Raw genomic sequence first — 13157 nt, 5'->3', positions numbered from 1 at the left:
CCCGTGGCGGGGACGATCAGCGGGTGAGCCACGCGTGCAGCGCGTCGTGGCACAGCGCGAGGTGCCCGACCGGGCAGCGCTCGTCGTCCTTGTGCGCGAGCACGGGGTCGCCGGGGCCGAAGTTCACCGCCGGGATCCCCATCTCGGCGAAGCGCGCGACGTCGGTCCAGCCGTACTTGGGCGCAGGGGCGCCCCCCGTGATCTCGAGCACGGTGGCCGCGAAGTCGGCCGCGAGCGGGTCGTCGAGCCCGGGGCGCGCACCAGGGGCGGCATCGGTGACGACCACCTCGAAACCGGAGAAGAGGTCGCGGACGTGCGCCTCGGCGTCGGGCAGCGAGCGCGAGGGCGCGAAGCGGTAGTTGACCGTGACCACGCACTCGTCCGGGATGACGTTGCCCGCGATGCCGCCGCGGATGCCGACCGCGTTCATGCCCTCGCGGTAGACGAGACCCTCGACCTCGATCGACGCGGGCTCGTAGGCCGCGAGGCGGTCGAGCACGACCGACGCCGAGTGGATCGCGTTGGAGCCCATCCACGCCCGTGCCGAGTGCGCCGCGACCCCGGGGACGCGGACCTCGACCCGCAGCGTGCCGTTGCAGCCGCCCTCGATGCCCGCGGCCGTGGCCTCGCCGAGGATCGCGAAGTCGCCCTGCAGGAGCTCGGGGTGGTTGCGCGCGAGGCGACCCAGCCCGTTGAGGTCGGACGCGACCTCCTCGAGGTCGTAGAAGACCCACGTGACGTCCTGGGTGGGGGCGGTGAGCGAGGCCGCGAGCGCGAGCTGGACCGTGAGGCCGCCCTTCATGTCGACCGTCCCACGCCCCCAGACCTCGGCCTGCGCGCCCTCGCCGACCACGCGGGTGGGCAGGTTCGGCGGGTCGGTGAGCGGCACGGTGTCGATGTGCCCGGCGATCACGACGCGGCGCGGTCGCCCGAGGTGCGTGCGCGCGACGATCGCGTTGCCGTCGCGCACGACGTCGAGGTGCGCGAGCGGGCGCAGCGCGGCCTCGATCGCGTCGGCCAGGGCCTTCTCGTCCCCGCTCACCGACGGCGCGTCGCACACCGCGCGGAAGAGCGCGAGGAGGTCGCCGTCGAGGTCGAGCCGGATCGCCGGTGCCGACGACACGGGCGGCGCGGTCTGGTCGGAGGTCTGGAAGGAGGTCTCGTCGCTGGTCACACGCAGACCCTACCCGGACGGATCACCACCCGCGCCGAGGTGGCCGATAGGGTGAAGGCATGACTTCAGCGACCCCCACCGGCGCCGCACCCGGCCCACGCACCGCCTGGGCCTTCGGCCTCGCCACCGTGACCGACGAGGGCACGGTCCTCGACGTCTGGTACCCGTCCCCCGCCCTCGGGCAGGCTCCCGCGGACGAGACCGCGCCCGCGTCGCTCGACGCCCTCACGGAGCGCGACGAGGCACGCCGGGTCGACGTCGTGGTCGTGCGCACCGAGATCGACCTCGACGCGGCGCCCGTGGGCGCGGCCGACGCCTACCTGCGCCTGCACCTCCTCTCGCACCGCCTCGTCGCACCGCACGGTCTCAACCTCGACGGCGTCTTCGGCGCGCTCGCCAACGTCGTGTGGACCAACCACGGCCCGTGCGCGGTCGAGGGCTTCGAGGAGACCCGCCTGCGGCTGCGCGCCGCGACGGGCCAGTCCGTCCAGGTCCTCGGGGTGGACAAGTTCCCCCGCATGGTCGACTACGTCGTCCCCTCGGGCGTCCGCATCGCCGACGCCGACCGCGTGCGCCTCGGCGCCCACCTCGCGGCGGGCACGACCGTCATGCACGAGGGCTTCGTCAACTTCAACGCCGGCACGCTCGGCACCTCGATGGTCGAGGGCCGCATCTCGGCCGGCGTCGTCGTGGGTGACGGTTCGGACATCGGCGGCGGCGCGTCCATCATGGGCACGCTGTCCGGCGGCGGCCGCGAGGTCATCTCGATCGGCCAGCGCTCGCTGCTCGGCGCCAACGCCGGGCTCGGCATCCCGCTCGGGGACGACTGCGTCGTCGAGTCCGGCCTCTACGTGACCGCCGGGACCAAGGTGACCCTCGTCGGCCGCAGCGGCCCGGACGGCGCCCCGGTCGTCGTCAAGGCGCGCGAGCTGTCGGGACAGGCCAACCTCCTCTTCCGTCGTAACTCGCTCACGGGCGGGGTCGAGGCGGTCTCGCGCACAGGCGTCGGGATCGAGCTCAACGCTGCGTTGCACGCCAACTGACGTGTCCGCCACCAGGGGTCCCTCCGGTCCGCAGGGCGCCGCGCCCTTCTTCGGACCGGAGGGCCCGGGGTCCGGGCCGCGCACGCCACGCGACCGACGGCGACGGCGCCGCCCGCTGCGTCTCGCCGTGACCGTCGTCACCGTGCTCGCGGTCGCCACCACCGGGGTCGTCCTGGCCCTCAACCGGCTCGACGACCACAGCCCGGTCGCCGAGCGGTGCGCGGCCACGGCCGACGGCCAGGCCTGGCACCTCTCCCCCGCCCAGTCCGACAACGCTGCCCTCATCGCGGTCACGACCGTGCGGCGCGGGATGCCGGCACGGGCCGCGACGATCGGCCTCGCGACCGCACTGCAGGAGTCGCGACTGCTCAACATCGACTACGGCGACCGCGACTCGATCGGCCTGTTCCAGCAGCGCCCGTCGCAGGGCTGGGGCACGATCGAGCAGATCATGGACCCCGTCTACTCGACGACGGCCTTCTACGACGGCCTCGACAAGGTCGACGGCTACACCGAGCTGCCCGTGACCGTGGCCGCCCAGGCCGTGCAGCGCTCGGGGTTCCCCGACGCGTACGCCCAGCACGAGTCCCGCTCGCGTGCCTGGGCCTCCGCCCTCACGGGCAACTCGCAGGGCACGCTGACCTGCGACCTGGCGCCCGTGGACCCCGCGACGCTCGTCAGCACCGGGGACTCGGTCGACGGGCTCACCGCACGGGTCCAGCGCGACCTCGGCGACCTGCCGGTCAGCGTCGACGGAGCGTCCGTGACGGTCGACGCCCTCCCCCTCGCAGGCGTGCCGCCGGAGACGGCCCGGGCCGGCTGGGCCGTCGCGCAGTGGGCCGTGGCGAGCTCCGACGCGACGGACGTCGTGCAGGTCGAGGTCGGGGACCGGACGTGGTCTCGCGAGTCCCCCGAGTGGACCACCACCGAGGCCGCCGACGGTTCCTCGCACCCCGGCCCGGGCCAGGTCCGGATCACGGTCGCGACGACCGACGAGCCCTGACGGCACGTCGACCGCCTCCTCGTCGAGACCTGCGCCGGGCGGCCCCGGAAGACGCCGACGGCGCCCCGCTCCGTGAGGTGCGAGGCGCCGTCGGGCGGATGAGTGGTGAGGTCAGCGACCGTCGACCGGCACGTACGGACGCTCGGTCGCGCCCGTGTAGACCTGGCGCGGGCGCCCGATCTTGGTCTGCGGGTCCTTCATCATCTCGCGCCACTGGGCGATCCACCCGGGCATGCGTCCCAGCGCGAACAGCGGCGTGAACATGGCCGGCGAGAAGCCCATGGCCTTGTAGATCAGGCCCGTGTAGAAGTCGACGTTCGGGTAGAGCTTGCGCTCGATGAAGTAGTCGTCGTTGAGCGCGATCTCCTCGAGGCGCAGCGCGATGTCGAGGAGCTCGTCCTTCTTGCCGAGGGTCGACAGCACCGCGTCGGCCTTGGCCTTGACGATCGCGGCACGCGGGTCGTAGTTCTTGTAGACCCGGTGACCGAAGCCCATGAGACGGACGCCGTCCTCCTTGTCCTTGACCTTCTTCATGAAGGTGTCGACGTCGAAGTCGCTGTTCTGAATCTTGTCCAGCATCGACAGGACGGACTCGTTCGCGCCGCCGTGCAGCGGTCCCGAGAGGGCGTTGACCCCGGCCGCGACCGAGGCGTAGAGGTTCGCGTGGCTCGAGCCCACGACGCGCACCGTCGAGGTCGAGCAGTTCTGCTCGTGGTCCGCGTGGAGGATGAGGAGCTTGTCGAGGGCGTCGACCACCGTGGGGTCCGACTCGTACTTCTCGTACGGCGTCGCGAAGGTCATGCGCAGGAAGTCGTCGACGTACCCGCGCGAGTAGTCCGGGTAGAGCAGCGGCTCGCCGACCCGGCGCCGGTGCAGGTACGACGTGATGGTCCGCGTCTTGGCGAGCAGCAGGACCGTCGCGAGCTCGACCGTGTCGTCGTCGAAAGGATCGAGGGAGTCCGGGTAGAACGTCGACAACGCGTTGATGGCCGAGGAGAGCACGGCCATGGGGTGCGCGTTGCGGGGGAAGGTCCCCATGAACGTCCGGAAGTCCTCGTGCACCATGGTGTGGCGGTTGACGCGCTCGACGAACGCGTCGAGCGTCGGAGCGTCCGGGAGCTCGCCGTGGATCAGGAGGTACGCGACCTCGAGGAACGTGGACTTCTCCGCGAGCTGGTCGATCGGGTACCCGCGGTAGCGCAGGATGCCCGCGTCACCGTCGATGTACGTGATCTCCGACTCGCACGAGGCGGTGTTCATGAACCCGGGGTCCACGGTGACGAGCCCGGTCGACTTCAGCAACGAGGAGACGACGATGCCGTCGTTGCCCTCGGTCGCTGCGACCACGGGCAGGTCCTGGCTCGATTCGTTGACGACGAGCCGAACTGTCGCCTGCTGGGTGGTGGTCATGTCTTCCTTCCTTGCGCGCTGCCGCACCCCCTGCGGGTGGCTGCGCGTGTCTTTCCGAGGTGTCGCTGCGAGATCGTCACCTGTCCGGCCTGGGTCATTCGATGGCCGAGAGCGTCGGACAGCATTGGCCTGGGTCGACGGTACTCGCTTCACCCACACGTGACCAATCTGGAACGGTCACGAAACCGTCACGCGGCTGTGACGCGAGTCACAGGCGAGAACGGGGAGGGATTGCACCAACAATCTCCCCGTGACCGTGCGGGCCACCGCACGGTCATGGCGTGGTCACCTCGTGGTCACCGCGCGGAGAGCCTGGACGCGGCCTCGTGCACCCTCTCGTCGCTCGCCGTGAGCGCCACCCGCACGTGACCAGCCGCCGCAGGACCGTAGAACGCTCCCGGCCCCACCAGGATCCCGAGGTTCGCGAGATCCCCCACGGTCCGCCAGCAGTCCTCCTGCTCGACGACGGCGCCCGCGGGGCGCGACCACAGGTAGAGCCCCGCCTCGGACCCGTCGACCTGGAGCCCGACCTCACCGAGCGCGGGGAGCAGCACGTCCCGACGGCGCCGGTAGACCTCTCGCTGCGCCGCGACGTGCGCGTCGTCGGTGAGCGCCGCGACCATGGCCGCCTGGACCGGTGCGGGCACGATCATGCCCAGGTGCTTGCGCGTCGTGAGCAGGTCCGCGACGACCACCGGGTCACCCGCGACGAACGCGGCCCGGTACCCCGCGAGGTTCGACTGCTTGGACAGCGAGTACGCCGCGAGCAGGCCGTGCGTCGAGCCTCCGCTCACGCGGGGGTCGAGGATGCTCGGCACCCCCTGGCTCGCGAACGGCTCGGCCCACGCGAGCTCCGCGTAGCACTCGTCGCTCACGACGAGCGCGCCGATCTCCCGGGCCGCGGCCACGACACGCGCGAGCTCCTCGACGCCCAGGACCTCACCCGTCGGGTTGCCCGGCGAGTTGACCCAGACGAGCCGCACGTCGCTGCGCCCGGCCCAGTCCTCGACCCGGTCGGTCGCGAGCGGGGTGGCCCCGGCGAGGCGCGCACCCACGTCGTACGTGGGGTACGCCGTGGCAGGGTGCACGACGACGTCGCCCGGGCCCAGCCTCAGCAGCGAGGGCAGCAGGCCCACGAGCTCCTTGGACCCGACCGTGGGCAGGACCGCGTCGGGGTCGAGACCGGGCACACCGCGACGGCGCTCGAACCAGCCGACGACGGCCTCGCGCAACGCGGAGGTCCCGTGGGTGGTCGGGTACCCGTGCGCGTCGCCGGCCGCGGCGAGCGCGTCACGGACGACGGCAGGGGTCGGGTCGACCGGCGTACCGATCGACAGGTCGACGATGCCCCGCGGGTGCGCGCGCGCACGCTCCGCGTAGGGCGTGAGCGAGTCCCACGGGTAGGCGAGGCCACCCAGGTCGGCGAATCCCATGCTCCGCTGCCCGCGCTCAGGCCTGCGGGGACAGGGCCGCGATCATCGGGTCGTCCTTCTCGATCAGGCCCATCTTCGCCGCACCACCCGGCGACCCCAGGTCATCGAAGAACTCCACGTTCGCCCGGTAGTAGTCGCTCCACTCCGAGGGCACGTCGTCCTCGTAGTAGATCGCCTCCACCGGACACACCGGCTCGCACGCACCACAGTCCACGCACTCGTCCGGATGGATGTACAACGACCGCTTGCCCTCGTAGATGCAGTCCACCGGACACTCCTCGATGCACGCCTTGTCCTTCACGTCCACACAAGGCTGAGCAATCACGTACGTCACGTCGGAGGTTCCCTTTCACCTGCTGCACCGAGCACTTCCCCCTAGTATCGCTCAGGAACGGGGCATCCCGGCCACCGGCGGACGAAGAGAGCGTGAGCACGACCATGAACTCCACCCCGCGACCGGCGCTCGACCCGCAGTGGGCCGCGTGGCCCCCGGGGGCACGGGTCGTGGTCCGGCGGCGACTGACGCCGGACGAGGTACGGGCCACCCAGGACGACACCGGGGAGACGAGGTCGGTGACCGACGTGATCGGGATCGTCCTGACGTCCACCCCGGGCACCTCGATCACCCTGCGGACGGACGCCGGCGGCTCGCGCGAGTCGGTCGAGGTCACGATCGGGGCCGAGCAGCTCGTGGCCGCCAAGCGCATCCCGCCCCGACCACCCCGCAGGCTGCCGCGCCAGCCGGTCGACTGACCGCTCAGGCGGGGAGGACGGCCGCGATCGCGCTCACCTCGATGAGGGCCCCGGGAACCCCGAGCCCTGCGACGAGAGCAGCCGTGACGAGCGGCGGGGCGCCCGGTCCCGCGAGCCGTGGCGCGATGGCCCCGTAGGCCGCCCCGAGGTCGGCGCCCTCGACCAGGAGCACCGTCCACTGCACGACGTCGGCGAGCGACGCCCCCGCCGCCTCGAGCGCGACGCTCACGTTGTCGATCGTGCGCACCGACTGCTCGACGACGTCGTCCGAGACGACCGCGCCGGTCTCGTCCACGCCGTTCTGACCGCCGACGTAGATGGTCGCGGCCCCCGGAGGCACGATCGCGACGTGGCTGAACGCCGGGCTCACGACGAGCCCGGCCGGCTGAATCCGTGTGATCTCCATGACACCCACGGTTCCACCCGCCACCCACGCACGCACGCCGTGCGACTACCGGTCCAGCTCCACCAGGGTGCCGTGCACCGCGACGACGACCCAGCCGGCGAGGCAGAGCTCGAGGAGCTCGGGGCACCAGCCGGTCTCCCCGAGGTCGACCGACAACCGCTCCGGGTCGCCGGAGACCTCCCCACGCGACGCCGCCTGCCCTTCGCGCAGGGTCGTTGGCGCCACTTCGGGCACCGTGGGCACCGCAGGCACTGGAGGCCCCGGAAGCACGGAAGCCGTGCCAGGTCCGACCACGGCCGCTCCCCGGGGCTGCCACGTGGCCCGGACGTCGTCCGCGCGGTCGAAGAACTCCGTCGTCGAGGCGTTCGCCTCCAACGCCGTCGCGAGCGCCTCGAGGTCGCGCGCCGCGAGCCGTAGCGCGGGAGCCACCCAGCCGGCGTTCTCCGTGAGCATGGCCTCGGTCCGGCGTGGGTCGGTCCGGCCCACCCGGGTCCCGTCCCGGAAGCTCCCTGCGGCCAGCGCCAGGGCAACCCCCCGGACAGGGGCGGCCGACACCAGGTTGAGGAGCTCGATCGCGAACGCGTGCGGCACGTGGCTGATGAGCGCCGCAGCCTCGTCGTGCACCTCGTCGGTCAGCACGTAGGCCCGCCCACCGGCCGCCCCGGTCACGAGCGCGAGCACGCTCGCGAGCTGCTCGGGTCGCGTCCTGTCGGTGACGGTGACGGCCCACCGGGCGCCGTCCAGGAGCTCGGCCGCCGACGCGGCGAAACCCGACTCCTCGGTCCCGGCCATGGGGTGCGCGCCGACGTACCGGTCCCCCAGACCGCACCCCTCCAGGACGTCGCGCACCGGACCCTTGACCGATCCGACGTCGGTCACGAGCGTCGAGCCGACCAGGTGCCGGGCGACCTCGGTGGCCACCGCGCGCACGGCCCGCAACGGGACAGCCAGGACCAGGACGTCAGGTGCGGACGCGCACAACGACTCGACGTCCGCGACCACGTGGAGCCCCGCGCCCGCGGCCTGCGCCCGGGACTCGGGCGAGGTGTCGTACCCCGTGACCGCCACGCCACGGCGCGCGAGGAGCCGGGCCAAGGACCCGCCGATGAGGCCCAGCCCGAGGATCGCGACGGTCCGCGGTGGCTCGGCACTCGTCCGGGGAGCGCGCGTCAGGTCCACAGCAACCCCCTGTCGAGCGCGTCGGACGACGCACCCGCCCGGACCGAACCCACCGGGACGTCGTCGGAGGACAACGCCTCGTCGAGCTCGCCGCGAGCCGGGAAGACGCCCAAGGTCTTCACGGAGTCCCCGGCCGCGAGGAGCCCTTCGAGCACCTCGCGCACGGCCGGCTCCCACGGCGCGGCGTCGACGGTCAGGACGAACACGTACTTCCCCTCGAGCGCCTTGAGCGGACGCGTGATGAGGCTCGACAGGTTGACCCCGCCGGCCCCGAAGGCCTGCGTGATCCTCGCCAGGACGCCGGGGCCCGTGACGAGCGGCGTGAGCGCGAGCATGGAGCGCCACTGGGCGGGGCCGGCCGCCCGCGCCGCAGCGAGCGCAGCCCGCGCCCGGTCGCGCCGCACGATCGTCAGGAACCGGGTGCGCGCTCCACGGAAGTCCTCGACGCCGGCCTCGAGCAGGTCGAGCCCGTACAGCTCCCCGCAGATGGCCGGACCGATCGCGATCTGGTGCTCGGTCGCGTCACGGCACGCCGCCGCGTTGGACGACGACGGGACCGGGACGGCACCCGACCGCACCACGAAGCCCTGGCACTGGGCCAGGCCGTGAGGGTGGGCCGTGACCTCGGTCAGCTCGCCGTGCCCCGGGCGCACGAAGGCGTCGAAGGTGATCTCCAGGACCACCTCGTCGATCGCGGCGACGTCCTCGCTGCCCACGATCGCGTCGAGCGACGGGACCACGTAGCCCTCGACCGAGTTCTCGATCGCGACGATCCCGTGGTCGAAGTCGCCCGCCGCGACGCCGGCGTAGACGTCGGTCACGGTCGGCGCCGCGACGAGCTCGAACCCCGCTCGGTCCGCGGCGCCCCCGGGTGCGCCGGCACCCTCGTCCCCCGAGGTGAGCGCCGCCGTCGGGGCCGCTGCTCCCGCCCTCTGCGCGCGGGCCCAGCGGACCGCCGCCTGGTGCGTGAACGTCCCCTCCGGCCCGAGGTAGGCGACCCTGGTCACGAGCCCACGTGCTCCGGCGCCCACTGCGGTGCCAGGGCGTCGGGGCCGGGGACGAACTCCCGGCCCGGGAGGACCGCGAGCACCCGGTGAGCGACGTCGCGCGACGAGAGCTCCGCGATGAGGCCCGTGAGCACCGAGGCGTCGGGGCACGAGAACGACGAGAAGAAGATGTGCGGTCCGGCCGAGGAGCGGTGGCTGCGCAGGTGCTGCATGTCGATCCCCCTCTCGGCGATGACCGCCAGGGTCTGCTGGAGGGATCCCCGGTGGTCGTCGCGGGGGCCGAACGCGAGCCACACCTGCGCCTCTCCCGCGAACTCGGGAGCGGAACGGCGCGCCTCGACCAGGCCGTACCAGATCGGTGCCCCCTCGCTCAGCCGGGCGCTGCCGGGGATCTCCTCCCACCCGGCGGGGATCTCCGAACGCTCGACGACGAGGGTCCCGCTGGGACCGGCCAGGGCGATCCGCTCGTCGAGCGCGGTCCGCGACGGCACCAGCCGAGGGTTGGCCCCCAGGGTGCGCAGGACGTGGCGGCAGTCGCGCATGCCTGCCTCGTCGACGACGACGCTCCCCGTGGACTGCCCCGGGCGGCCGGCCCACACCCACTGGGCAGGGACCGCGACGGCGGACGTGATGACCAGGGACGGCGCGGCCGCGAGCAGGGCACGCTCGAGGTCGTGCGACGGCTGCGCGGGGTGCCCGATGTGGACGACCGCGGCCAGGTCGTCGATGCTCGCGACCGTCGCGAGCGTCGTGGAGGTGGACCCCAGGTCGAGGAGGTCGTCCGCCCCCGTCCCCGCGGGCCACCCGTCCGCACCGTGCCACTTCGCCATCTGCGCGGCGAGCCGTGCGTGGGCCCCCGACTCGCGTTCACTACGTCCGAGCATCGAGTGTCCTCGCCCTGCCTCTCGCGGTGGCCGCGCGAGCGCGGCGCCTGTCAGCGTCCGACGAGCAGTCTAGCCGCGGGCCCCCGTGTGGACGGGGCGCGAGCCCCCGCTGAGACGCGGGCGCCCGCACCGTCGTCACGAGCGGCCGGACGACGGAGCGGGCCGAGACCTTCCGGCCTCGACCCGCTCGTGACCCGCGGTTGCGCAGGATGCCCGAGGCCCCGTGCCACGGCCCCGGACGTGCGACCTCAGGGGGCGCAGACCACCTGGTTGTCCGGCTTGTAGCGCCAGGTGTCCTTCTCGTCCTTCACGACCTGCCCGTTGAGCAGCACCTTCCGGTAGGTCGTGATCGAGAAGCCCGGGTTGCCCATGGGCTGGGCCACGCAGTCCGCGCCGGTGTGCGTGACCGTGGTCGGCTGGACGACGTTCTGCTGCCCGCTCGACGACGTCTGCACCTCGTAGTACTTGGTGCTCCAGACCGCCACGTGCAGCTCGCCGCCGGCCACCCAGGACTGCATGAGCACGCCGTACGGGGTGTCGTTCTTGAACTTCATGTCGATCGACCCGACGAAGATCGTGGCTTCGCGGCCCGCGGGGTACCGGGTGAACCAGTAGCTGTGCTGGCGGTGCTCGACGTCGTCGAGCCCGGCGAAGAAGCCCGCGTTGTACGTCGTGGTCGCCATCTGCGAGAGACCGCCGCCGATCCCCTCCACGTGCTTGCCGTCCTGCACGATGCCCGAGGAGTGGTAGCCGCCCGCCGTCGTGATCGGGGACAGCGTCTCGACCAGCGAGAACGTCTCCCCGGGCTTGACCAGGGTGCCGTTGACCTTGCTCGCCCCGACCCGCAGGTTCTCGGTACGCAGCGAGTCGTTCGTCAGGGGGGTCGAGAACTCGGAGATCTTCTCCTTGACGCCGAGCGCCTCGAGCGCGGCCACCGACTGGGCGGGGTCCGACTGCGTGAGCTCGATCGACGCGGTCCGCTCGGTGCCGAGGGCGGCGGTCGCCACCGCGGTGCTCAGGGCGGCCGGGTCGATCGTGGTCCCCGGGGCGCCACCCTCGATCACGGGCGCACCGTTGACGAAGACGAACTTCGCGTCGGCGGCCTCGTCGAGCAGGTCGTCCGTCCCCGCGACGACCGCTTCGAGCAGCGTGGGCCCGTCGAAGGTGAGCGCAAGGGTGCCGTCGACCGCGTTGAAGGCCGCCGCCGACGCCAGGACGTCGGGCGTGAGCTCGGCCTGCTGACCGCCGACCGCGACGGTGACGGGGGCCGAGACGACGGTCTGGGCCTGGGCGAGGGCCGCGTCCGTCTCCTCCTGCGTGACGGCCGGCGCCTCGGGCGTGGTGGGCAGGTCGAGCGGGTCGGGACCCGTCAGCCACGACGAGCTGATGATCTCGATCGACTCGTCCTCGATGATCTCCGAACCGTCCTGCGCCGCGGTGGCCACCGCCTGGCCGTCCGTGAAGACCACGCTTCCGTCGACCGGTTCGAGCGCGAGACGCGCCTTGAGCTCGGTGACCTGGGCCTCGAGCTTGGCGGTGTCGACCGTCGTGACGGGTTCCTCGTCGGAGCCCCCGAAGACGTGCTTCCAGAGCTGGACCGGGCTCAACGAGAACGACGTCAGCTCGTCGGCCGTCGCCTGCGCGTCGAACGCGAGCCCCGCGGCTGCCGGGTCGAGCGTCGTCGTCGAGGCCCCCGCCTGCAGCGTGATCGGCTCGGCGGCACGCGGACCCAGGCCCTTCTCGAGAGCGGCTGCGGCGGCCTTCGTGTCGAGGCCGCCCACGGACACCCCGGCGACCACGGTCTTAGGCGGGACCTTGTCGGAGTAGAACCACTGGGCCCCGGTGTAGAGACCGCCGAGCACGACGACCCCGATCCCTGCCCACAGCGCCACCTTGGGCAGCCGGCTGGGTGCCTTGTCGCCCGAGATCCCGTCGAGCGGCGACCCGCCGTCCGACGGGCCGGCGGGCGCCTCGGCGGGCGTGCCGTCAGGCGTCTCACCGGCCGTGCCGACCGGCGTGAACGCCGACGCGATCGAGGGTCGGGCGGGCGCGGCGGCCGTCTCCTGGGCGGTGGCGGTCGACGTTCCCGACGTCGCGGCGCTCGTCCACGCGGACGTCGCCGGCGCGAACGGGGAGGAGGTGCGAGGAGTCGGTTCGGCCGAGGTGGGGTGGTGGTCGGCCGGCGCGGCCACGGGCGGCAGGACCTGCGTGGACCGGGCGTCCGCGCTCGGCGGCGTCGCCGGCACGACCGGGGTGGCGGGCGTCGTCGGCACGGCCCCGGCGGCGGGCGTCGCCGGCACGACCGGGGTGGCGGGCGTCGCCGGCACGACCGGGGTGGCGGGCGTCGCCGGCGGCGTCGAGGCGCTCGACGACGGGGCTGCCGAGGGCTCGGTGGCCGCGGACCGTGCGTCCGGTGCGTCGGGAGCGGGTGTCGCCTGCGCGGCGGCCTGGGGGGTCGCCGCGACGGCGGGAGCGGCGGGAGCTGCGGCCGGTTCCTCGAAGGCGAACACACGGGGCGAGTACGGCTCGTCGTCGTCGTCGTCGAAGCTGGGCAGGCGAGGCTCCGCGGCGGGGGCCGCCGAGGGCGGGTCGGCCGGGGTGGGCGTCTCCGGCGCGCTCGACGCGCCGGGCGCCGTCGGAGCGGCCGAGGGCTCGGGCGTCTCCTCCGGGCTCGACGCGGGAGTCACGGCAGCAGGCGTCGTCTCGGTGGCGGCTGGCAGCACGGACTCCTGCGACTCCCCTGGTGCGGAGGTCTCGGAAGGCGCGCCCGCGGTCGGCTGCTCCGGGGTCGACACCTCGTCGGTCGTGCTCGGTTCGTGCGCGTTCTCACGCTCGGTCGGGTGGCCCATCGACTGTCTCCGTGAC

12 protein-coding genes are annotated in these 13157 nt (G+C 73.1%); 3 read left to right on the top strand and 9 right to left on the bottom strand.

Translation table 11 applies throughout. From position 1 onward, the window contains the following. Window positions 1–16: 16 nt before the first annotated feature. Window positions 17–1105 carry a succinyl-diaminopimelate desuccinylase gene (gene dapE / locus JOD49_RS18035; protein WP_372441363.1) on the bottom strand — a complete coding sequence of 363 codons (1089 nt, stop codon included), beginning with the start codon at window positions 1103–1105 and terminating at the stop codon, window positions 17–19. Between the two features lie 128 nt (window positions 1106–1233). Here dapE and dapD point away from each other — a divergent pair, with 128 nt between their 5' ends. Beyond that, entirely contained in the window at window positions 1234–2217 is a 984-nt protein-coding gene (dapD, locus tag JOD49_RS18030; RefSeq protein WP_205308390.1) for a 2,3,4,5-tetrahydropyridine-2,6-dicarboxylate N-succinyltransferase, read from the top strand. Window positions 2218–2344: 127 nt separating this feature from the next. Further along, the gene (locus tag JOD49_RS18025; RefSeq protein ID WP_307822624.1) at window positions 2345–3220 is read left to right on the top strand and encodes a hypothetical protein; all 876 of its coding nucleotides are present in this window, start codon (window positions 2345–2347) and stop codon (window positions 3218–3220) included. Between the two features lie 111 nt (window positions 3221–3331). Here JOD49_RS18025 and JOD49_RS18020 read toward each other — a convergent pair whose 3' ends face one another. From JOD49_RS18020 to fdxA, 3 genes are all read right to left on the bottom strand, one after another. Continuing rightward, window positions 3332–4630, bottom strand: coding sequence for a citrate synthase (locus JOD49_RS18020; protein ID WP_191788809.1), 1299 nt, complete (start codon window positions 4628–4630; stop codon window positions 3332–3334). Between the two features lie 296 nt (window positions 4631–4926). After that, a complete protein-coding gene (dapC, locus tag JOD49_RS18015) occupies window positions 4927–6063 on the bottom strand; it encodes a succinyldiaminopimelate transaminase (RefSeq protein WP_205308389.1) in 1137 nt (378 codons plus the stop codon). A 16-nt stretch (window positions 6064–6079) separates the two neighbouring features. After that, window positions 6080–6397: a ferredoxin gene (fdxA, locus tag JOD49_RS18010; protein WP_205306357.1), complete on the bottom strand. Its 318-nt coding sequence runs from the start codon at window positions 6395–6397 to the stop codon at window positions 6080–6082. Between the two features lie 92 nt (window positions 6398–6489). Here fdxA and JOD49_RS18005 point away from each other — a divergent pair, with 92 nt between their 5' ends. Next, on the top strand, window positions 6490–6816 hold the full coding sequence (locus JOD49_RS18005) for a DUF6725 family protein (RefSeq protein ID WP_307822623.1): 327 nt from the start codon (window positions 6490–6492) through the stop codon (window positions 6814–6816). Window positions 6817–6820: 4 nt separating this feature from the next. Here the strand turns inward: JOD49_RS18005 and JOD49_RS18000 are convergent, their stop codons facing one another. From JOD49_RS18000 to JOD49_RS17980, 5 genes are all read right to left on the bottom strand, one after another. Continuing rightward, complete coding sequence (locus JOD49_RS18000) at window positions 6821–7222, bottom strand: RidA family protein (protein WP_205308388.1); 402 nt, start codon at window positions 7220–7222, stop codon at window positions 6821–6823. A 45-nt stretch (window positions 7223–7267) separates the two neighbouring features. Beyond that, window positions 7268–8401, bottom strand: coding sequence for a prephenate dehydrogenase/arogenate dehydrogenase family protein (locus JOD49_RS17995; protein WP_307822622.1), 1134 nt, complete (start codon window positions 8399–8401; stop codon window positions 7268–7270). Beyond that, window positions 8392–9408, bottom strand: coding sequence for a prephenate dehydratase (locus JOD49_RS17990; protein WP_205308387.1), 1017 nt, complete (start codon window positions 9406–9408; stop codon window positions 8392–8394). Before JOD49_RS17990 ends, JOD49_RS17995 begins: the two co-directional genes overlap by 10 nt. Next, window positions 9405–10292, bottom strand: a complete 888-nt coding sequence (locus JOD49_RS17985; protein ID WP_205308386.1) for an ACT domain-containing protein — start codon at window positions 10290–10292, stop codon at window positions 9405–9407. The genes JOD49_RS17990 and JOD49_RS17985 overlap by 4 nt, the downstream gene beginning before the upstream one ends. Window positions 10293–10540: 248 nt before the next feature. Next, window positions 10541–13141, bottom strand: a complete 2601-nt coding sequence (locus tag JOD49_RS17980) for a VanW family protein (RefSeq protein WP_205308385.1) — start codon at window positions 13139–13141, stop codon at window positions 10541–10543. Window positions 13142–13157 lie beyond the last annotated feature (16 nt).

It is taken from the genome of Oerskovia jenensis (genome assembly GCF_016907235.1).
GTDB classification, from domain to species: domain Bacteria; phylum Actinomycetota; class Actinomycetes; order Actinomycetales; family Cellulomonadaceae; genus Oerskovia; species Oerskovia jenensis.
The sequence above is the reverse complement of the archived record's forward strand: the minus strand, read 5'-3'. Positions and strand labels throughout refer to the sequence as shown.